Genomic DNA, 18,441 nt, shown 5'->3' with positions numbered 1-18,441 from the left:
ATGGTCCCAATATAGCATTAAGTCCCAATTTGGCGTCAGCTTTTCTGAATATTGAGTTTAGAACAAAGCACACCGCGCGACAACATACGCGCGACAACGCCCTTTTGCACTCATCGCCGCGCCGATAAACAAAAAGCCCATTGGTTTTTGGGTAAACAATAAGCGCCACCACGGGAGGGATCGTCATGAAGGTATTGTCTCGCTGGCTTCTGGCGTCAGTCGCCATCGTCGCAGCCGGCTCGGTTTCCGCGAACGACAGTATTCTGAAGAATGAAGCGAACCCCAACAACTGGGCGTCCCAGCTCGGCAACTACGCCGGACAGCGGTACAGCCCGCTCAACCAGATCACCACCGACAACGTCAAGAACCTGCAGGTCGCGTGGTCGTTCTCGACCGGGGTTCTGCGCGGCCATGAGGGCGGGCCGATCGTCGTCGGCGACGTGATGTACATCCACACGCCGTTCCCCAACAAGGTTTTCGCGCTCGACCTCAACAACCCGGGGCGGGTCATCTGGAAATATGAATCGGTCCAGGACCCGACCGTCATCCCGGTGATGTGCTGCGACACCGTCAACCGCGGCGTCGCGGTCGCCGACGGCAAGGTCTTCCTGGCCCAGGCGGACAACACGCTGGTGGCGCTCGACGCCAAGACCGGCAAGGAGATGTGGAAGGCCAAGAACGGCGACCACACCAAGGGCGAGACCCTGACGGCGGCCCCGCTGGTGGTCAAGGACAAGGTCTTCGTCGGCATCAGCGGCGGCGAGTTCGGCGTGCGCGGCCATCTGACGGCCTACGACACCAACAGCGGCAAGATGGTGTGGCGGGCCTTCTCGACCGGTCCCGACACCGACGTGAAGATCGACCCGTCGAAGACGATGATGATGGGCAAGCCGATCGGGCAGAAGGACCTCGGCGTCTCGACCTGGCCGGGCGAGGAATGGAAACGCGGCGGAGGAACGACCTGGGGCTGGTACACCTACGATCCGGCGCTCAACCTGATCTATTACGGCACCGGCAACCCCGGCACCTGGAACCCGACGCAGCGGGCCGTCGACAAGGACCGGGCCAAGAGCGACAACAAATGGTCGATGACCATCTTCGCCCGCGATCCCGACACCGGTGAGGCGAAGTGGGTCTACCAGAAGACGCCCTTCGACGAATGGGACTTCGACGGCGTCAACGAGAACATCCTCGCCGACATCAACATGAACGGCCAGCAGCGCAAGGTGCTGGTCAACTTCGACCGCAACGGCTTCGCCTACACCCTGGACCGGGCGACCGGCGAGCTGCTCGTCGCGCAGAAATTCGACCCGACGGTCAACTGGGCGACCGACGTCGACATGAAGACCGGACGGCCGAACGTCGTCGACAAATACAGCACCTTCGCCAACGGCGAGGACAAGAACACCGCGGCCGTCTGCCCGGCGGCGCTCGGCAGCAAGGACCAGCAGCCGGCCTCCTTCTCGCCGGACACCGGCCTGTTCTACGTCCCGACCAACCACATCTGCATGGACTATGAGCCGTTCTCCGTCTCCTACACGGCGGGGCAGGCCTATGTCGGCTCGACCGTGTCCATGTACCCGACGCCGAATTCGCACGGCGGCATGGGCAACTTCATCGCTTGGGACGCGGCGGCCGGCAAGATCGTCTGGTCGCGGCCGGAGCGCTTCGCGGTGTGGAGCGGCGCTTTGTCCACCAAGGGCGGCGTCGCCTATTACGGGACGCTGGAAGGCTACCTCGTCGCCGTCGACATGAAGGACGGCAAGGAGCTGTGGCGGTTCAAGACCCCGTCCGGCATCATCGGCAACATCAACACCTACACCCACAACGGCAAGCAGTATGTGGCCGTCCTGTCGGGCGTCGGCGGCTGGGCCGGCATCGGCCTCGCCGCGGGCCTGACCCAGGAGGCCGGGGCGCAGGCGTGGCACAACGCCGTCCATCCCGGACACACCGAGGGCGGAGGGGTGGCGACCGCCGGCCTCGGCGCGGTGGGCGCCCACCAGTCGCTGGGCGAATACACCCAGCTCGGCGGCGTCCTGACGGTGTTCCACGTTCCGGACCAGAAGTGATCGGCAGACCTGCCCCCGGTGCCGCAAGGCACCGGGGGTTTTGCTTTAGAGCCTTCGGCATTCACTGGGCCCCGGCTTCCGGGCAAGGATCTCGACATCCATGAAACGCAGATTTGTGCAACGCAGACTTGGCTTGCTGACCGGTGCGCTGACGGTGGGCACCGTCGCCTGTTTCGCCGCCCTGGCGCAGGACGCGCCGACGACCCCCGACGGGACACCGACCTACATCGTCAAGGACGGTCAGGTGGACAAGGGAACCTACAACGGCTACCGCCGCTTCCACGCGACCTGCCACACCTGCCACGGCTTCGACGCGTCGGGGTCGTCCTTCGCCCCCAGCCTCGCGGACTCGCTCAAACGCCTCAGCTACGACGAGTTCAAGGAGGTCGTCGTCAACGGCCGCCAGAACCAGGGCGCCACCGGCGACAAGGTGATGCCCTCCTTCGGCCTCGACCCGAACATCATGGATCACCTGGACGACATCTACCGCTACCTGAAGGCGCGGGCCGACGGCGCGCTGCCCGGCGGACGCCCGCAACGCATCGGCGGCTGATCCGGCAGGGGGGTCCTTCATGGCACGTTCTTCCACGCCCATCGCCCTTGCCGTCGCCAGCGCCGCGACTCTGCTCTCCGTCACCCTGCCGGCCCACGCCGTCGAGGTGACGGAGCGCGAGAGCGTGCGCGTCTGCGCCGACGGCAACCTGCTGCCCTACTCCAACGAGAAAATGGAGGGTTTCGAGAACGAGATCGCCCGGCTCATCGGCGAGGATCTGAAGAAGCCGGTGACCTATTACTGGTGGCCGCAGACCATCGGCTTCGTCCGCAACACGCTGCGCGCGCGACAGTGCGACCTCGTCATGGGCACGGCGTCCGGTGAAGAGCTGATGCAGAACACCAACCCCTACTACCGCACCGTCTATTCCCTCGTCTACCGCACCAAATCAGGCATCAAGGCGGAAAGCGTGGGCGATCCGTCGCTGAAAGACGCCCGCATCGGCGTCGTCGAGAAGACGCCCGCGGTCAACCTGCTGCGCCTCTACGGCATCACCCGGACGGAGCCCTACCAGCTCAACACCGACACACGCGCCAACAACCCGGCCCGCGACGCCATCGAGGACGTGGCGGCCGGCAAGACCGACGCCGCGGTGATCTGGGGACCGATCGCCGGTTACTTCGCCGCCCAGCAGACGGAGCCGCTGACCGTCGTGCCGCTGGTCAAGGAGTCAGCGGGCGCCCGGCTGCAATTCAACATCTCCATGGGCATCCGCTCCGACGAACCGGAGTGGAAACACTGGCTCAACGACTTCATCAAGCGCCGCCAGGACGACATCGACCGCATCCTGCTGCGCTACCACGTCCCGATCATCGGCCCGGACGGCGCGCTGAAGACCGCCGCCGCCATCGAGCCGCCGGGCTACCGGATGGACCAGTACCGCGCCCCGACCCCCGCCGGCCTGTCCGGCGCCTCCACCGTGACCCTGGCGGAGCTGCGGCGGCTGATCGAGCGTTTCCCCGACACGCGGCTGGTCGACGTGATGCCGGCGCCGCCGCGCCCGGCGGACCGTCCGGAGCCGGCCGTGTGGGTGCCCCCGCCCCGCCGCAGTCTGCCTGGGGCGGTCTGGCTTCCCAACACCGGCTACGGCAGCCTGTCGGGCGAGCAGGAGCGCTATTTCCGCGCCGGGCTGGAGACGGTGAGCCACGGCGATCGGGCCGCCCGGCTGGTCTTCTTCTGCGAACCGGACTGCTGGATGTCCTGGAACGCCGCCAAACGCGCCGTGGAATGGGGCTACGGCAATGTCTACTGGTATTCCGACGGCGCCATGCGCTGGCAGGAGGCGGGATACGGGCTGGAGACCGTCGAACCCTTCGCCGGCGGCGCGTCGAACTGAGCGAACCCGCTCGCCTTAGTCCAGGCGGGCGGCGATGTCCCGGGCGATGCGGCCGGCTTTCTGTTCGAGCTGGACCGGCTGCTCGCACAGCGCCGTCTGGTTGCGCCGCCGTTCGTCGAGGATGCGGCGGCGCCACGCGATCTCCTCCCGCAGAGCCGCCGCCTCGGGAGCGTCGGCGGGAAGCGTCTGAAAGCGGGTCAGCGCCGCATCGATGCTGTCGAGCAGAACGCGCTGCTGGTGGGCATAGCGCTTGATGGCCGAAATAGCCTGCCCACGCTCCTGGTTGAGCGCATCGAAGGCGCCGGCGAACAGGGCGGTGAGGGCGGCGTTGCGGTCCGCTGCTGCCCGGTCTGCTTCCAGCTGGTCGGCGAAGCGGTCGATCGCCGCCTGCTCCTGCTCCGGATCGAGCCGGCGGTCGAGGAGTTGCTTCAGGACCGGTTCGGTGCCGGGAATGTCGCGCCAGTCGCCTTCCTTCCCCTCGATGGGGTCTCCGGGCCAGATCTGGCCGGACGACAGGGTCGGCACGAGGATCTGGACGCAAGGCCAATCCGGGTCGCTCCCGGCGGCGGACGCCGGGACAGACGCCGCCGGGAGCGACGCCAGGGTGAGCAACGCGACGGCGAGGACAGCGGAGCGGTGACACATGACGGGATTCTGCCGGACATCGGGCGCCCTTGCCCATTCACGCATTCGGATGAGACCGATGGAATCCGCCGCGATGGCGGCCCTGTCCCTGCTTCTGTCGACCTTCGTGGCCCCGGCTGCGGCGCAGACGCCCGCCAAAATCCTGCTCTTTGACCTCGAACTGGTGGACACCAGCCGGGAGCCCGCCGATCCGGACCATGCCGGACGGCTGGAGCGGGTGACGGCGCTGCTGCGCGACGGGCTGAAGGACGGCGGCTATGCGGTGACCGGCGTCCGCGACAGCGCCGTCGCGATGGAGGCGCCGGCCTCGCTCTACCGCTGCAACGGCTGCGAACGCGACCTTGGGCGCCGGGCCGGCGCCGACATCGTGGTGACGGGTTTCATCCATAAGATCAGCACGCTGATCCTCAACATGCAGATTATAATGCGCCGCACCGGAGATGGCAGCGGAGATGGCGAGGTCATCGCCGTCGCGAACGCGGACATCCGCGGCGACAACGAGCGGTCATGGCGGCGCGGCGTCGAATGGCTGCTGCGTCACCGCCTGCTGGCCGTTCCGCCGTCCGACCGGTGACGAGCCCTGACGACATCCGAGGCGGGGGAGCCAACCTTCGTCCGACACGGGGAGGAGGATCGCTTGGCCGACGACGCTTTGCTCTCCTATGTCCCGTACCGCCCGGCGGCGAGCCGCGTCCGGTACTACGACATCACGCTGCGCGACTATGTGGACCAGTTCCGGATCGGCGTCTGGGACGAGGAAAAGGAGCGCACGCAGCGCGTCCGGATCAACGTCTCGTTGACGCTGCCCTGGCCCGACCGGCCGATGACCGACAGCCTGGACGAGGTGCTGTCCTACGATTTCCTGATCGACGGCATCCGCGCCCTGCGCGACGGCGCCCATGTGAACCTCGTCGAGACGCTGGGCGACCGGATTCTCGCGCTGTGCTTCTCCAACCCGGATGTGACCCGCGCGCGGGTGCAGGTGGAGAAGCTGGACGTCGTCCCGGAATCCGGCGGAGTCGGCATCGTCATCGAGCGGTCCCGCCCCGAGGGAGCGCGAACGCCATCATGAGCAGCGCGCCGTTGTGGGTCGTGAAGTTGGGCGGCAGCCTGTGGCGCGCCCCGGAATTGCGGCGCTGGCTGGAAATCCTGGCCGCGGCGCGGCGTCTGCGGGTCGTGGTCGTCCCCGGCGGCGGCCCCTTCGCCGACGCCGTCCGCGACGCCCAGCCGGCGCTCGGCTTCGGCGACCGCGCCGCGCACCGCATGGCCTTGCTCGCCATGGAGCAGTATGGAACCGCCCTGGCCGACCTGGAGCCGCGGCTGTCCCCGGCGCGCAGCCTTGCCGATCTGCGCGGCCGGCCGAGCCCGACCGTCTGGATGCCCCTTCCCCTGGCGGATGACGCCGACGTGGCGGAAAGCTGGGACGTCACCTCCGACAGTCTGGCGGTCTGGCTGGCCGGGGCGCTCGGCGCCACCTGCGCAATTCTCGTCAAGTCCGCCCCGTTGCCGGACGCGGCCGTCCCGGTGACCCGCCTCGTGGCCGACGGCGTCGTCGATCCGGCCTTGCCGGGCCGCATGGCGCGGTTCGGCGGGGCGGTGTGGTGCGTGTCGCGGGAGGATCATCGGCGTTTCGCCCGGGCGCTGGACCGCGGCAACCCCGGCGGAACCCGGCTGGTGCCGGCCGCCGAGGGGCAGGAGGCCGATCACCGGGATGGCGATCACCGGGACGCTGACCGCCGGGATGCCGATGGCCGCAACGTCTATGGCTGACGCCTCCGAACACATCCTGTTCCTGACCGGCGCGCTGGCCGAGACCCGCCTGCGTCATGTCCTGGCTTCCTTGGAACCTCTGGAATTCCGGGCCACCGTGGTCAATCTCGGCATCAAGGTCGCGGCGCTGGCGACGACGGAGATCGTGCTGCGCCGCCTCGCCTCGACCGAGGGGGCTGACCGCGTCCTGCTGCCGGGGCGGTTCCGCGGCGACCTCGCCCGGCTGTCCGCCCATTTCGGCGTGCCCTTCGAGCGCGGCCCCGACGAACTGGAGGATCTGCCCCAGCATTTCCGCCGTCAGGCCGCTCCGCTCGACCTCAGCCGCCACCATACGAAAATCTTCGCCGAGATCGTCGAGGCGCCGCTGCTCGGCGTGCCGGCGATCCTGGAGCGCGCCGCCCGCTTCGCGGCGGACGGGGCCGACGTGATCGACCTCGGCGGACTGCCCGACCATCCCTTCCCCCATCTGGAGGAGGCGGTGACGGCGCTGCGCGAGGCCGGTCACACGGTCAGCGTCGATTCCCTCGATCCCAGGGAGCTGTTGCGCGGCGCCGGAGCGGGGGCCGCCTACCTGCTCAGCCTGACCGAGGAGACCGCCTGGGTCGCCCGCGAGACCGACGCGGTGCCCATCGTCATCCCCACCACGCCGGGCGATCTCCCCTCGCTCGACCGGGCGCTGGACGCCATCCGCGGCGCCGGGCGGCGCTGCATCGCCGACCCGGTCCTGGAGCCGATCCACCATGGCTTCACCGACTCCCTGCTGCGCTACCGCGAAGTCCGGGCGCGCCATCCCAACCTGGAAATCCTGATGGGTGTCGGCAACGTCACCGAGCTGACCGACGCCGACACGCCGGGGATGACCGCGCTGCTGATGGGGATCGTCTCCGAGCTGCGCATCGACCACATCCTGACGGTGCAGGTCAGCCCCCATTGCCGCCGCACGATCCGCGAGTTCGACGCGGCGCGGCGCCAGTTCTTCGCCGCCGCGGAGGCCGGCGCCCTGCCCCGCAATTTCGGCAACGCCCTGCTCTGCCTGCGCGACCGCAAGCCCTTCACCAGCACGCCGGAACAGGTGGCCGACCTCGCCGCCCGCATCCGTGACCCGAACTACCGGATCGAGGTGACGGAACAAGGCGTCCATCTCTACAACCGCGATGGGCACCATGTGGCCGGCGATCCCTTCGCCCTGCTCCCCCACATCGATCCCCGAACCGATATGGGGCACGCCTTCTATCTCGGGGCGGAACTGGCGCGCGCGCAGATCGCGTGGCAGCTCGGCAAGCGCTACAGCCAGGACAACGAACTGCGCTGGGGCGTGGCGGTGGACGCTCCGGACGGCACGGGAGGGTGCGGGACATGACCTTCATCCGCGAAACCGTCATCACGAGCTGCGACGCGGCGGGCAACGTCCACGTGGCCCCCATGGGCGCTACGGTGACCGAGACCGGCTATGTCCTGGCCCCCTTCCGTCCCTCGCGCACGCTCGACAACCTGCTCGCCACGCGCTGCGCGGTGGTGAACTTCACCGACGACGTTCGGGTCTTCGCCGGCTGCGTCACCGGGCGGCGGCGCGACTGGCCGACCGTACCGGCGGAACGCGTCCGCGGCGCGGTGCTTGCCGGGGCGCTGGCGCACGAGGAGGTGGAGGTGGCCGCAATCGAGGATGACGGCGTGCGCCCGCGCCTGGACTGCCGCCCGGTGCATCTCGCCACCCACCGGCCCTTCCGTGGCTTCAACCGGGCGCAGGCCGCGGTGGTGGAGGGGGCGATTCTGGTCAGCCGCCTGCACCTCCTGCCGACCGAAAAGGTCGACCGCGAAATCGACTATCTGTCCATCGCCATCGGCAAGACCGCCGGTCCCGACGAGTTGGAGGCGTGGGGCTGGCTGCTCGACCGCATCGCCGAACACCGGGCGGGCGGGGACGACGCGCCATGACCCGGCTGCTCGCCAGCGTCGCGTCCCTGATGGAATTGACGCTCGCCGCGCGGGGCGGGGCGGACATCCTGGATTTGAAGGACCCCAAGGCGGGTGCGCTGGGCGCTTGGCCGTTGGACGGCATCGTGCGTGCCGTCGACACGGCCCGGCAGTGGCTCATCCGCGCGCCACTGAGCGCCACGGTGGGCGACCTGCCGATGGCGCCTGTGACCGTGGCGAGGCGCGTGGCCGAGACGTGGGCCTGCGACGTCGATTACGTGAAGATCGGTCTGTTTCCGTCCGGCGATCCGGCGGGCTGCGTGGCCGCGCTGGAGTCGGAGGCCCGGCGCGGCACCCGCATCGTCGCCGTGCTGTTCGCCGATCTTTGGACCGACCCCGGCACTCTGCTTCCCGACATCGCGAAAGCCGGCTTCGCCGGAGCCATGCTCGACACCGCCGGAAAGGGTGGCGGCGGGTTGCTGCGGCACAAGACGGTCGACGAGGTGAAACGCTTCCTGGATCAGGCGCACGGCCTCGGCCTGCTCACCGGCCTCGCCGGATCGCTGCGGCGGGACGACATTCCGGCCCTGCTGCCGCTCGCCCCCGATTATCTCGGCTTCCGCACCGCGCTGTGCGCCGGCGCCGACCGGGGCGGCGCGCTGGACCCGGCCGCGCTTGCGGCGATCCGCGACGCCGTCCCGAGGCACCCGATCGGCGGGTGACGGCGGCGGGTGGCGGCGGGCGGCTACTGCCCTGTGCCCGTCTTCGGTGGTTCGGACGCGTTGGTGCCGCCCTGCGTCACCGAACCGCCGCCGATGGTGCCCTGCCGCTGTCCGGCCAGGGAGTTGTCAGGCAGAGCGCCCGTGCCGCTCGTTGCGCCGCCCGAGGAACCTGACGGCGCAGTCTGAGGCGCCGTCGAGCCGGACGTTCCACTCTGGCCGCCGCCCTGCGTGACCCCGCCTCCGACGGTGCCCTGCCGCTGCCCGGCCAGGGAGTTGTCCGGCAGTGCCCCGGTCGACGGGCTGGTCTGGCTTCCGGAGCCTTGAGGCATCGCGCCGCCCGTGGATTGGGCGGACGCCGGGACCGCCGCCAGGGCGGCGGCAAAGGCCAGCGCGGATGCGCCGGCCAGGATGTTCACCTGTTTCATGGGACATGTCCTCCGGCAAATCATTCGGTGTTTTTTACGCCTCTAACCCGCTTCCTTCGTGCTGCGGTTCTGGCGGGACGCTTCGCCCATGCGGCCGATGTCCTCCTTCGCCCGCTCGTCCCGACCGGCGTCCTGCGGTTGGTCCTTCTTGAATTCCTGCTCACTGCCGAGAACGCTCTTCTCGCCGCGCGGCTGGTCCTGCGGTTTGTCGGAATTTCCCGTCATGACGTTTCCTCCACCCGAGCCCGCCCGGCGGGATGACCGGACGGTCGTCTGTTCCATCAACCGCAGGTCGCCGGGCACGGTTCCGCCCGTCGTGTCACCCCTGTTCCGCCTTATCCTTGTTCCGCCGGGCCGCCGCGGCGGGCCCAGAAGCCTCGTCCGGGATCGTAGGCGAGGATCGCCGCTCCCAGGAACAGCGCGAGGCAGGCGGTGACGGCCAGGAAGGCCGTGCCGTTGACTTGCAGGTACAGCGCGAAGCGGATCAGCTCGACGGCCTGCGTGAAGGGATTGATCCCGGCGATCCAGGCGAGCGTCGGGCTGCCCTCGCGGATGCGCCACAGCGGGTAGAGCGCCGAGGAGGCGAAGAACATCGGAAAGATGACGAAGTTCATCACGCCCGCGAAGTTCTCCAGTTGCCGGATGAAGGAGGACAGCAGCAGGCCGAGCGCGCCCAGCATCAGCCCGCTCAGCACCAGCGCCGGCAGCACCGCGAGATAGCCGAGTTCGGGCGGCTGGACGCCCCAGAACCAGGCGATGGCGAGGAAGACATAGACCTGGGCGATCGACACCAGAACGCCGGCCAGCAGTTTGCAGACCAGCAGGTACCAGCGCGGCAGCGGGCTGACCAGCAGGGTCTTCATGCTGCCCATCTCCCGGTCGTAGACCATGGACAGCGAACTCTGCATCCCGTTGAACAGCTGGATCATCGCCACCAGCCCCGGCGTCACGTAATCCTCGTAGAGGATGTAGGTCTCGTAGGGCGGAATGATCGACAGGCCGAGCACGGCGCGGAAGCCCACCGCGAAGATGGCCAGCCAGACCAGCGGGCGCACCAGGGCGGCGAAGAAGCGCTCGCGCTGGTGCACGAAGCGCAGCCCCTCGCGGACAATGACCGCGCGCAGGCAACGCCAGTGGAGCGTCGCGTTCATTCCCGGGTCCCCTTCGCCGTCAGCCGGGCGAAGGCGTCGCCCAGGGTCGCGGCGCCGGTGGCGGCGCACACCTCCTCCACCCGCCCGGCGGCCAGCACGCGCCCGCGGTGCAGCACCACGACGCCGTCGCCGTCGCGCGCCTCGTCGATCAGGTGGGTTGCCCACAGCACGGCCAGCCCGCGCTCCCGGCAGAGGTCGTGCACATGGTCGAGGACCTGCCGACGCAGCTCGATGTCGAGCCCGACGGTCGGCTCGTCCAGCAGCAGCAGGCTCGGGCGATGCAGCAGCGCGCGGGCGATCTCCACCCGTCGCCGCTGCCCACCGGACAGGGTGCGCACCCGCTCGTCCGCGCGCTCGGACAAACCGATGCGGGCCAGTTCCTCGCCCGCCCGGGCTTCGATGTCGGCGGACGCCAAGCCATGCAGCCCGCCGTGGTAGCGCAGGTTCTGGATGACGGTCAGATCCGGATCGAGTGTGGGCTGCTGGAACACCACGCCGATGCGCGCCAGCGCCCGGGCCGGGTGCCGGCGCATGTCGGCACCGAAGACGCGGATGCTCCCCTGGCGGGTGTTGTAAAGTCGCGTGATCAGCGAGAAGAGCGTCGTCTTGCCGGCACCGTTGAGCCCCAGCAGCACGGTGAACCGCCCCGCGGGAACGCCGAACGACACGCCGTCCAGCGCCGCCCGCGCCCCGAAGCTGTGGCTCAGCCCCTCGACCGCCAGGACCGGGGCCGCCGCGGCGTCACCGGAACGGGCTTGCGGGTCGGGTGGCGCGGTGTCGAAGCAATCCATGTCGTCTCCATCGCCGGGAGCCGTTGCGTTCGCCTGCTTAGCCCTCTCCTCTCCGGGGAGAGGGTGGCCCGCAGGGCCGATGAGGGGGATGTCCATGGCGGTATGTCCAGCAAAAGCGCAACCCCCTCACCCTAACCCTCTCCCCAGAGGGGAGAGGGGATATCGAAAGCCTCCATTACGGCTTGACGATCACGCCCCAGGGCGCGCCGCCGACCGAGATCGACTTCACGACCCGACCGCGCTCCAGATCCATCACCGACATGTCGTTGCTGACGCCGTTCGTCGTGTAGAGGCGCTTCTCGTCCGGCGACAGCGCCAGATTCCACACGCGCTGGCCGACGAGGTGGTAGCGCTTCACCTCGTAGGTCTTGGCGTCGATCTCGGCGACCCGGTTGGCCGGGCCGAGGGCGACGAAGGCCCGTTGCCCGTCGCTGGTCAGCTGGATGCCGACCGGCTGGATGGATTCGCGCGGCACGCCCTGGACCGCGAAGCTGATCTTATGAACGAGCTTGCGCGAGGCCGCGTCGATGACGCTGACCGTCCCACCGACCTCCGACGACACCCAGACGAACCGCCCGTCCCCGGTGAACTGGGCGACGCGCGGGCGCGCATCGACCAGCACGTTGTCGATGATCTTGTGCGATTCCGTGTCGATGAAATGGGCCATGTTCGTCGTTTCGGAGGTGTTCACCAGGATCTTGCCGTCCGGGCTGACGCCCATACCCTCCGGCTCCACCCCCACCTGGATCTCGCCGATGATCTTCTTGGTCGCGATGTCGACCACCGAGACCATGTTGTCGTCCTCGTTGGCGACGTAGAGCCGGTGCCCCTGCGGGTCCAGGACAAACAGCTCCGGATCGGGGCCGGAGGGCAGCCGGTCGACGACCTTCTGCGTCGCCACGTCGATGACGTCGATCCGGTTGTCGTCGCCGACGCAAACGAAGATCTGAGTCATGTCCTCGTTGAAGGTGATGCCGCGCGGCCGGCGGCCGACCTTGATCGTGGCGACCACCTGCAGCTTGCCGCCGTCCACCACCGAGACGGTGTTGCTCTTCTCGTTCGAGACGAAGATGGTGTCCGCCTGTGCGGGCTGGGCGACGGCGAAGCCCAGCAACGCTAAAGCGCCGATCCGGGCGGCTCCTCCGGTTAACGACATCACGTTCCCTCCCATGGTTGCCCCCTGCCGGGGCTTTTCTCAGCGGTTGCGGCACCGGCTTTCCGGTCGATCGTCGCCGAGCGTGTCGAGTTCCGAGAACTGGTGCAGGTAGCCCGGCTGCGGTGACACCGAGACGAGCACCCGCGGCCCGGCCAGCAGCACCGGCTGCCGAAGCTGCCCGTCCCAGTCGCGGAAGGTCAGACCCTGCCCCTTGAAGGCCGGCAGGGTGAAGTCCGGGCCGCGCACGAAGGCGGCGAGCGCCGCGGGGTCGGCGGACTTGGTGCGCGTCGCCGCCTCGCCCACCGCGCGGACGGCCATCCAGGCGGTGTAGTCGCGCGGGCGCATCCAGCGCCCAGCCTGCCGTTCGAAGCGGCTGTGGATCTGCGTCGCTCCCCACTGCTCGTGCACGCGCGACCACGCGGTCGGGACGAGCCCATGGGTGCCGACGACCGGGCGGGGCAGCCACGTCTGGTAGAGCAGATACTCGCCGAACCCGTCCGCCTCGTCGGCGACGACCAGGACGTCGTGCTCGGTGCCCTGGGTGAAGGTGAGGATTTCCGACTGGACGGTGACATGCCCGGTGTCAACGCGGCGGTTCGCGTCCTCGAAGGTCCAGCGCTTCTCCTCGACGATTTTGGCGCGGTAGCGCTTGGCGGCGGCGCGGATCGCGTCGGCGTAGGCGGCGTCCTGCGGCGTCCGCCCGACCACCAGCAGCCAGTTCATCCATTTCCGCGAGGCGAGGTACTGGGCCAGCGCGTCGGCCTGCATCCGCCGGCTGGGCGTGACGTGCAACAGGTTGGCGCGGCAGCGCTCGTTGCGCAGGTCGTCGTCCGGGGCGCGGGTGTTGAAGATCAGCATGTCGGCCGCCTCGGGCGCCGCCGCGGCGGCGAGCAGGGCGTCCTCCTTCAGGTCGGCGACGAGCAGGCGCACACCCTGCCCGGCGAGGTCGCGCACGGCGTCCTCGACGCGCCCGTCCTCCGGCACCGTCACCTCGACCAGATCGAAGCGCTGGTTGAGGAACCGCCCGGTCGTGTTGTTGTCGGCGATGGCGAGGCGGGCGCCCTGGACGCCCTCGTCCTCCGACACCGGTTCAAGAAAGGTCTGGGGGATCCGCGGCTCCTCCGCGCGGGTCAGGTAGCCGATGCGTACCACCAGCGGATCGGCGCCCCGGGCCGGAGACCCGAACAGAACGGCCAGGGCGAGGGTCAGAAGGGCTACGGCCCGCAGCGCGGGAGGGCGTCCGCTAGGCCTCCGACACGATAAGCACTTCTCCGATCCCCCCGGCCGTCCGGTCGCCGATAAGGCGCCGGGCACGGGTGCCGGCGGTTGGGAATCCACTGGGCCAAGCCCCGCCATCGATCAGCTCCTTCCGCATCAGGTCCAGAAACATCCAGTCGTTCATGCCGCCATCGACGAAGCCGGGCGTCACAGCCTCCGGCGCTTGGGGCAGCAGGATGGAGCCGCGGCGCATGGCCTGCCCCGCACCAGGACCGCAACCGGCGCCGACGACGATGGTCCCGGCGATCATCCGGGCACCGCACAGGCCTCCCACCCGTCCGTGGACGGCGATCAGGCCACGGCGCATCCGCTCGCCGACACGGTCTCCGGCGTTGCGCATGACGACGACGGAGCCGCCGCTCATGCCGCGCGTGCCGCCGGCCAGCGGTGCTCCCAAGAAGTCCCCGGCATCGCCCAAGACGCGCAGGCTCCCGCCGGCCATCCCGGCCGCTGCGAAGGCGCCGCAGTTGCCCTCGACGGTCAGCACGCCGCCGCGCATGGCGCTGCCGGCATAGGCGCCGCACTCCCCCTCGACCCGGAGTTCCCCGGCGGTCATGCCGCTTCCCACCCCGTCGAGCACCGCATCGCCGGGCTGCAGGACCAGACCACCGGAGGGGCCGCCGTCCTGAAGCGCGAACAGCGCGTCCAGTCGATGACGCTCCCGCCCACGGACCAGCATCAGCCCGGCCAACGCCTCCCGACCGCCCTCAATCAGCCGGTCGGGCAGGACGCCGGTCATATCAATGGGCGGGCCGGCGGAGTCGCGGGTGGTGAGAATGAGTCCGCTCATGCCATCACCTCGTGCAGGCGGAACTGGTAGCGGCCGAGCTTGCCGCCGTAGTTGCCGGCGGTCACCGACACCACCCCGCCCGTGGCGCCCAGGTCGGCCACGGCGGCGATGCCCGCGCGCATGGCGGCGGCGACCGCCGCTTCGCTCACCCCGTCGATGACCAGTTCGAGAATGGACTCCACCCCCTCCGGCACCAAAGACGCCGGCACCGCCGCCCGCAGCGTCGGGCAGAAGGCAGTGTTGGTGGAGGCGATCAGCCCCTTGTACTTGCCGCCGATCTTGGAGCCGGAGCGGACCACCCCACCGGGAAAGGGCAGAATGGCGCCCGGCACCTCGCGGATCGCCAGGACCGCGGCCTGCGCCGCCGCCAGACCGGAGCGGCGGTCTGCCGCCAGGATGATGAAGTTGCCGCCGCCGACGCCCTCCACCGCCGCGGTGGTCGCCTCGCACAGGAACTCGCCGTCCATGACGGGAATGCGCCAATAGCGCCGGCCGCCGACCCGCTTGGCGATCTGCCAGCCATCGCCGAAATAACGCAGCGCGTTGCCGAGCGGAATCGCAGCGCCCTCCCGCAGCCCGGCGTAGCAGGCCGTTCCGGGGCAGGTCATCACGCATTGCCCGACGCGGCGGGCCACCTGCTTCGCCAATTCCGCCTTCGACATGGCGAACAGCAGAACCGCCGCGCCGGGCCGGGAGTCCGGGGTCTCATCGGATGGCAACACACGTTCCATCGCCGCCTCGCAGCCGCAGGCGATCACCGAGGTGGCGAAGCCCGTCAGGCTGACCACCGCCGCCTGCACCCAGGCCGGCGTGTCGGCGGTGATCACCACCCGCGTGCCGAGCATAGGGAAGGCCTCGGCGAAGGTGTCCTCGATGTGGACGCCGTTGAGCCGCATCAGAAAGCTCCCGGCTGACACGCGTGGCGAACCAGGCCGTTGCCCCCGCGGATCTCCTCCTCCGCAATGCGGAAATGCGTCAGCCGCTGGCCCATGCGCTCGTCGAAGCGGCGCGCCATCCAGGATTCGATCTTTGGATCGTAAGCAGGCTCCACCACATGCGTGCGCCCCTGGAGGAACGCCACCACCACGCCGTCGCGGACGATCAGCCGGCCGTCCTTGAAGACGAGGTCCGGTGTCTCGAACATGGCGCGGCGGTCCGGCCGGTCGGTGTAAACGGTGATGTCGGCGACCGCCCCCGGACCGAGATGGCCGCGGTCGGTCAGGCCCAGGATGCGCGCCGGCGCGGCGCGGGTCATGGTGGCGATCTCGCCCAGCGAATACTCGCGCGTCAGCGACCCGAGGATGGTGTGCTCCGGCAACGCCGGGTGCAGCTCCGCCATCCGGGCGAGGCGGTGGTCGCGGTCCATCAGCAGGCGGATCAGCTCGGGGTAGCTGGTGAAGGGCGCGCCGTTGGGGTGGTCGGTGGTGAGGAAGATCCGCCAGGGGTCCTCGATCAGCAGGAACAGCTCCAGCCCGATCGCCCATTGCAGCGCGTTGACGAAGGCCTTGTCGCGGTAGCGGAAGGGCACGACGCCGCAGCCGGCGTCGCATTCGATGTCCATCATCACCCACTTCTTCGGGTGGGCGAGCCCGGCGTTGCCCATCTGCGCCATGGTGTCGGCCGAGGCGGTCACCGTCTGGCCGAACATGATCTGCCCGACATCCACCGAGATGTTGGGCCGGCGGTTGACCGCCTCGGCCACGCGCGCGGCGGCGGAGGAGAATTTCCGGTCGCCCTCCGCGCCATAGGCGTGGAACTGGACGTGGGTGAGGTGGAGCCGCAGGCCATCGACCGCCACGATGCTGTCGAGCGTCGCCTCGACGTTGCCCGGCACGCCGAGGTTGAAGCCGTGCAGGTGCAGCGGGTGCGGGATGCCCAAACGTTGCACCGCCCCCGCCAGGGCAGTGAGGATGCGGCGCGGCGTGATGGCGTGGAAGGGGCCGTTCTCGTCCACGTCGAGGCGGCGCTGGTTGTACTTGAAGGCGTTGATACCGCCGGGATTCACCGCCTTGACGGCAAGGCTGCGCGTGGCGTTCAGCATGAAGCCGACGTAATCGGCCACCGCCTCCTCCCCGGCGCCGGAGGCGAGAAGCTCCAGCAGCAGGTCGTCATTGCCCAGCACCAGATAGCCGCCGGTGTCGATCAGCGGGATGTCCGCCATTTCCAGATGGGCGTGGCGGGCGTTGCTCGGCAGCATCGCCGGCTCGAAGGCCGCCGTGTAACCCATCTGGGCGTAGCGGCAGCCGGTGGCGTGGGTGGACGGGGTGGCGAGGCCGACGCATCCGCAAGGCTCCTGCGCCGCCATGCGATGCTCCTCGGCCATCAGCAGCCGCGCGATGTTGACCTTGCCGCCAGCGATGTGGCTGTGGATGTCGATGGCGCCGGCCATCACGACCCGCCCGGTCAGGTCGTGGACCTCGTCCGGCGCGGCGCCGGGTCCGGGATCGGCGACGATCCGGCCGTCCTGGAGGAACAGGTCGCCCACCGCGCCGTCGTGCCCGTTGGCCGGGTCGTAGATACGCCCCCCGGCAAGTTTCGTCAGCATGCGGGGGCCTCCTGCGGCAGGGCGGCGGCGATGGCCTTCAGCACGGCCGCGACGCCCGGCAAGCCACGGTCGATCAGGCCCCGCCCGCGCAGGGCGACCACCGTGTCGCTGCGGAAGACGTGGGCCGGGTGGTCAATGCCCGGCGTGCCGACGGGGATGAACACCGCCGGCTCGTTGGCAAAGGCCGTTCCCGGCGGGGCCAGGGCGACGACGGTCGTGTCCGCCGGGAAGGCGGGGACCTCCGGCCGGAAGGAGGACACCCACACCACCACGTCCGCCACCGCCGCGTAGCGCGCCCAGTCGAAGCGGTGGGGGTCGTGCCGCGGTGTTCCTCCGGCCAGCGACGTGCGCAGCGGCACGCCGAAGCGCCATGTGCAGACTTGGTTGACCCCGACGATGTTGTCGTGCCCGGCCAGCGGCAGGCCGGCGCAGCGGGTGTGGCGGTTCGCGTCGCGCACGAGGCCGACCAGCCGCTCGACCGTCAGGTCGGCGTGCGGCCCGGCAAATGCGGCGGCGCCCCAGGCCACGACGGCGTAGCGCGCCGTGCGCAGCCGCTCCGCCAGGGCGGCGATGTCGCCCGCTCCGATCCCGGCGGCTCCCGCCGCGCGAGACGGATCGGCCAAGGCCGCGGCCAGAGCCGCCGCCGCGTCCCCGGTCCGCGCCGGGTCTCCGGGCAGGACGGTGACGGGAAGACCCGAGAGCACGGCCCGCGTGGTGTCCAGCGGTTCGCCGCACAGGAACACCACCTCGCGCGATGGCGGTGTCTGGAAGGCCGGCGCCGGCGCCACCCAGCGCTCGAAGAGGCGCGGGTGCAGCGCCGCCGGGTCCGGTCCGGCCACCAGCAGCAGGTCGCAGCGGTTGCGCAGCTCGGCCAGGGTGGTGGCGATCCAGCCCGTGCGCTGGAGCACCGCCAGATTGCGGTACAGCCCGTCGGACAGCGCGTGATCGACCACCGCGCCCAGCCGTTCGGCGAGCGACAGGGCGGCCCGCGCCCCATCGACGTCGGTGCCGAGCCCGGCCACCAGAGGCGCCTGCGCCGCCCCCAGCAGCGCGGCGGCGGCCTCCACCGCCTCGGCGAGCGGCACCGGGACACCCGCCACGCGCGGGGGTTCAGCCACCGGCGTGTGGGAAAAGCGCTCGCGCGCGACCGGGCAATCGGTGGAGCGCACCGCCAGCGTCGACGGCGGCTCCTCCTCGACGGTCAGGTCGTCGCAGCCGAGGCCGCAGAACGGGCACACGACGTCGTGATGGACGACGGGGCGGCCGATGGGATGGGTTGGCCGGTCGCTCGCCATG

At 69.8% G+C, this 18,441-nt stretch carries 20 protein-coding genes; 9 read left to right on the top strand and 11 right to left on the bottom strand.

All coding sequences use genetic code 11. From position 1 onward, the window contains the following. Window positions 1-185 precede the first annotated feature (185 nt). The 3 genes from ACWPN5_RS25310 (at window position 186) to ACWPN5_RS25300 (ending at window position 3,958) form a co-directional block, all read left to right on the top strand. Window positions 186-2,069 (top strand): methanol/ethanol family PQQ-dependent dehydrogenase, encoded by a 1,884-nt coding sequence (locus tag ACWPN5_RS25310; protein ID WP_145688168.1) that lies wholly within the window; start codon window positions 186-188, stop codon window positions 2,067-2,069. A gap of 100 nt (window positions 2,070-2,169) precedes the next feature. After that, window positions 2,170-2,622: a c-type cytochrome gene (locus ACWPN5_RS25305; RefSeq protein ID WP_082188271.1), complete on the top strand. Its 453-nt coding sequence runs from the start codon at window positions 2,170-2,172 to the stop codon at window positions 2,620-2,622. Between the two features lie 19 nt (window positions 2,623-2,641). Next, entirely contained in the window at window positions 2,642-3,958 is a 1,317-nt protein-coding gene (locus ACWPN5_RS25300; protein ID WP_492298097.1) for a quinoprotein dehydrogenase-associated putative ABC transporter substrate-binding protein, read from the top strand. Window positions 3,959-3,973: 15 nt separating this feature from the next. Here ACWPN5_RS25300 and ACWPN5_RS25295 read toward each other — a convergent pair whose 3' ends face one another. Further along, a complete protein-coding gene (locus tag ACWPN5_RS25295) occupies window positions 3,974-4,603 on the bottom strand; it encodes a hypothetical protein (RefSeq protein WP_492298096.1) in 630 nt (209 codons plus the stop codon). Window positions 4,604-4,661: 58 nt separating this feature from the next. On the opposite strand from ACWPN5_RS25295, the gene ACWPN5_RS25290 reads away from it, so the two are divergent. From ACWPN5_RS25290 to ACWPN5_RS25265, 6 genes are all read left to right on the top strand, one after another. Then, entirely contained in the window at window positions 4,662-5,177 is a 516-nt protein-coding gene (locus ACWPN5_RS25290; protein ID WP_247888837.1) for a DUF3280 domain-containing protein, read from the top strand. Window positions 5,178-5,240: 63 nt separating this feature from the next. Next, window positions 5,241-5,675 (top strand): dihydroneopterin aldolase, encoded by a 435-nt coding sequence (locus ACWPN5_RS25285; protein WP_145688174.1) that lies wholly within the window; start codon window positions 5,241-5,243, stop codon window positions 5,673-5,675. Beyond that, a complete protein-coding gene (locus tag ACWPN5_RS25280; RefSeq protein ID WP_492298094.1) occupies window positions 5,672-6,373 on the top strand; it encodes an amino acid kinase family protein in 702 nt (233 codons plus the stop codon). The genes ACWPN5_RS25285 and ACWPN5_RS25280 overlap by 4 nt, the downstream gene beginning before the upstream one ends. Further along, on the top strand, window positions 6,315-7,733 hold the full coding sequence (locus ACWPN5_RS25275) for a DUF6513 domain-containing protein (RefSeq protein ID WP_492298092.1): 1,419 nt from the start codon (window positions 6,315-6,317) through the stop codon (window positions 7,731-7,733). The genes ACWPN5_RS25280 and ACWPN5_RS25275 overlap by 59 nt, the downstream gene beginning before the upstream one ends. Further along, complete coding sequence (locus tag ACWPN5_RS25270; RefSeq protein WP_145688178.1) at window positions 7,730-8,308, top strand: DUF447 domain-containing protein; 579 nt, start codon at window positions 7,730-7,732, stop codon at window positions 8,306-8,308. The genes ACWPN5_RS25275 and ACWPN5_RS25270 overlap by 4 nt, the downstream gene beginning before the upstream one ends. Next, on the top strand, window positions 8,305-9,009 hold the full coding sequence (locus tag ACWPN5_RS25265; RefSeq protein WP_492298091.1) for a (5-formylfuran-3-yl)methyl phosphate synthase: 705 nt from the start codon (window positions 8,305-8,307) through the stop codon (window positions 9,007-9,009). Before ACWPN5_RS25270 ends, ACWPN5_RS25265 begins: the two co-directional genes overlap by 4 nt. 23 nt (window positions 9,010-9,032) lie before the next feature. Here the strand turns inward: ACWPN5_RS25265 and ACWPN5_RS25260 are convergent, their stop codons facing one another. The 10 genes from ACWPN5_RS25260 to ACWPN5_RS25215 form a co-directional block, all read right to left on the bottom strand. After that, window positions 9,033-9,434 (bottom strand): hypothetical protein, encoded by a 402-nt coding sequence (locus ACWPN5_RS25260; protein ID WP_492298090.1) that lies wholly within the window; start codon window positions 9,432-9,434, stop codon window positions 9,033-9,035. A gap of 42 nt (window positions 9,435-9,476) precedes the next feature. Continuing rightward, window positions 9,477-9,659, bottom strand: coding sequence for a hypothetical protein (locus ACWPN5_RS25255; RefSeq protein ID WP_492298088.1), 183 nt, complete (start codon window positions 9,657-9,659; stop codon window positions 9,477-9,479). Between the two features lie 110 nt (window positions 9,660-9,769). Then, window positions 9,770-10,585: an ABC transporter permease gene (locus ACWPN5_RS25250; protein WP_145688201.1), complete on the bottom strand. Its 816-nt coding sequence runs from the start codon at window positions 10,583-10,585 to the stop codon at window positions 9,770-9,772. Beyond that, the gene (locus tag ACWPN5_RS25245) at window positions 10,582-11,376 is read right to left on the bottom strand and encodes an ABC transporter ATP-binding protein (RefSeq protein ID WP_492298086.1); all 795 of its coding nucleotides are present in this window, start codon (window positions 11,374-11,376) and stop codon (window positions 10,582-10,584) included. Before ACWPN5_RS25245 ends, ACWPN5_RS25250 begins: the two co-directional genes overlap by 4 nt. Before the next feature lie 175 nt (window positions 11,377-11,551). Continuing rightward, window positions 11,552-12,532, bottom strand: a complete 981-nt coding sequence (locus ACWPN5_RS25240) for a PQQ-dependent catabolism-associated beta-propeller protein (protein WP_145688206.1) — start codon at window positions 12,530-12,532, stop codon at window positions 11,552-11,554. A gap of 39 nt (window positions 12,533-12,571) precedes the next feature. Continuing rightward, the gene (locus ACWPN5_RS25235; RefSeq protein ID WP_247888409.1) at window positions 12,572-13,684 is read right to left on the bottom strand and encodes an ABC transporter substrate-binding protein; all 1,113 of its coding nucleotides are present in this window, start codon (window positions 13,682-13,684) and stop codon (window positions 12,572-12,574) included. 91 nt (window positions 13,685-13,775) lie between these two features. After that, the gene (locus ACWPN5_RS25230) at window positions 13,776-14,600 is read right to left on the bottom strand and encodes a formylmethanofuran dehydrogenase subunit C (protein WP_492298083.1); all 825 of its coding nucleotides are present in this window, start codon (window positions 14,598-14,600) and stop codon (window positions 13,776-13,778) included. After that, a complete protein-coding gene (gene fhcD, locus ACWPN5_RS25225; RefSeq protein WP_200478162.1) occupies window positions 14,597-15,496 on the bottom strand; it encodes a formylmethanofuran--tetrahydromethanopterin N-formyltransferase in 900 nt (299 codons plus the stop codon). Before fhcD ends, ACWPN5_RS25230 begins: the two co-directional genes overlap by 4 nt. Beyond that, window positions 15,496-17,145: a formylmethanofuran dehydrogenase subunit A gene (locus tag ACWPN5_RS25220; protein ID WP_492298081.1), complete on the bottom strand. Its 1,650-nt coding sequence runs from the start codon at window positions 17,143-17,145 to the stop codon at window positions 15,496-15,498. The genes fhcD and ACWPN5_RS25220 overlap by 1 nt, the downstream gene beginning before the upstream one ends. After that, window positions 17,139-18,440 (bottom strand): formylmethanofuran dehydrogenase, encoded by a 1,302-nt coding sequence (locus ACWPN5_RS25215; RefSeq protein WP_492298079.1) that lies wholly within the window; start codon window positions 18,438-18,440, stop codon window positions 17,139-17,141. The genes ACWPN5_RS25220 and ACWPN5_RS25215 overlap by 7 nt, the downstream gene beginning before the upstream one ends. Window position 18,441: the final 1 nt, after the last annotated feature.

This window comes from Azospirillum sp. UENF 211521 (assembly GCF_058780535.1).
The sequence above is the reverse complement of the archived record's forward strand: the minus strand, read 5'-3'. Positions and strand labels throughout refer to the sequence as shown.

Coding starts and splice junctions, on each gene's coding strand:
- ACWPN5_RS25270 (WP_145688178.1), top strand. CDS start 7,730: ATGACCTTCATCCGCGAAACCGTCATCACGAGCTGCGACGCGGCGGGC.
- ACWPN5_RS25250 (WP_145688201.1), bottom strand. CDS start 10,585: ATGAACGCGACGCTCCACTGGCGTTGCCTGCGCGCGGTCATTGTCCGC.
- ACWPN5_RS25310 (WP_145688168.1), top strand. CDS start 186: ATGAAGGTATTGTCTCGCTGGCTTCTGGCGTCAGTCGCCATCGTCGCA.
- ACWPN5_RS25265 (WP_492298091.1), top strand. CDS start 8,305: ATGACCCGGCTGCTCGCCAGCGTCGCGTCCCTGATGGAATTGACGCTC.
- ACWPN5_RS25260 (WP_492298090.1), bottom strand. CDS start 9,434: ATGAAACAGGTGAACATCCTGGCCGGCGCATCCGCGCTGGCCTTTGCC.
- ACWPN5_RS25245 (WP_492298086.1), bottom strand. CDS start 11,376: ATGGATTGCTTCGACACCGCGCCACCCGACCCGCAAGCCCGTTCCGGT.
- ACWPN5_RS25215 (WP_492298079.1), bottom strand. CDS start 18,440: ATGGCGAGCGACCGGCCAACCCATCCCATCGGCCGCCCCGTCGTCCAT.
- fhcD (WP_200478162.1), bottom strand. CDS start 15,496: ATGCGGCTCAACGGCGTCCACATCGAGGACACCTTCGCCGAGGCCTTC.
- ACWPN5_RS25275 (WP_492298092.1), top strand. CDS start 6,315: ATGGCGATCACCGGGACGCTGACCGCCGGGATGCCGATGGCCGCAACG.
- ACWPN5_RS25295 (WP_492298096.1), bottom strand. CDS start 4,603: ATGTGTCACCGCTCCGCTGTCCTCGCCGTCGCGTTGCTCACCCTGGCG.
- ACWPN5_RS25230 (WP_492298083.1), bottom strand. CDS start 14,600: ATGAGCGGACTCATTCTCACCACCCGCGACTCCGCCGGCCCGCCCATT.
- ACWPN5_RS25220 (WP_492298081.1), bottom strand. CDS start 17,145: ATGCTGACGAAACTTGCCGGGGGGCGTATCTACGACCCGGCCAACGGG.
- ACWPN5_RS25300 (WP_492298097.1), top strand. CDS start 2,642: ATGGCACGTTCTTCCACGCCCATCGCCCTTGCCGTCGCCAGCGCCGCG.
- ACWPN5_RS25255 (WP_492298088.1), bottom strand. CDS start 9,659: ATGACGGGAAATTCCGACAAACCGCAGGACCAGCCGCGCGGCGAGAAG.
- ACWPN5_RS25305 (WP_082188271.1), top strand. CDS start 2,170: ATGAAACGCAGATTTGTGCAACGCAGACTTGGCTTGCTGACCGGTGCG.
- ACWPN5_RS25240 (WP_145688206.1), bottom strand. CDS start 12,532: ATGTCGTTAACCGGAGGAGCCGCCCGGATCGGCGCTTTAGCGTTGCTG.
- ACWPN5_RS25280 (WP_492298094.1), top strand. CDS start 5,672: ATGAGCAGCGCGCCGTTGTGGGTCGTGAAGTTGGGCGGCAGCCTGTGG.
- ACWPN5_RS25290 (WP_247888837.1), top strand. CDS start 4,662: ATGGAATCCGCCGCGATGGCGGCCCTGTCCCTGCTTCTGTCGACCTTC.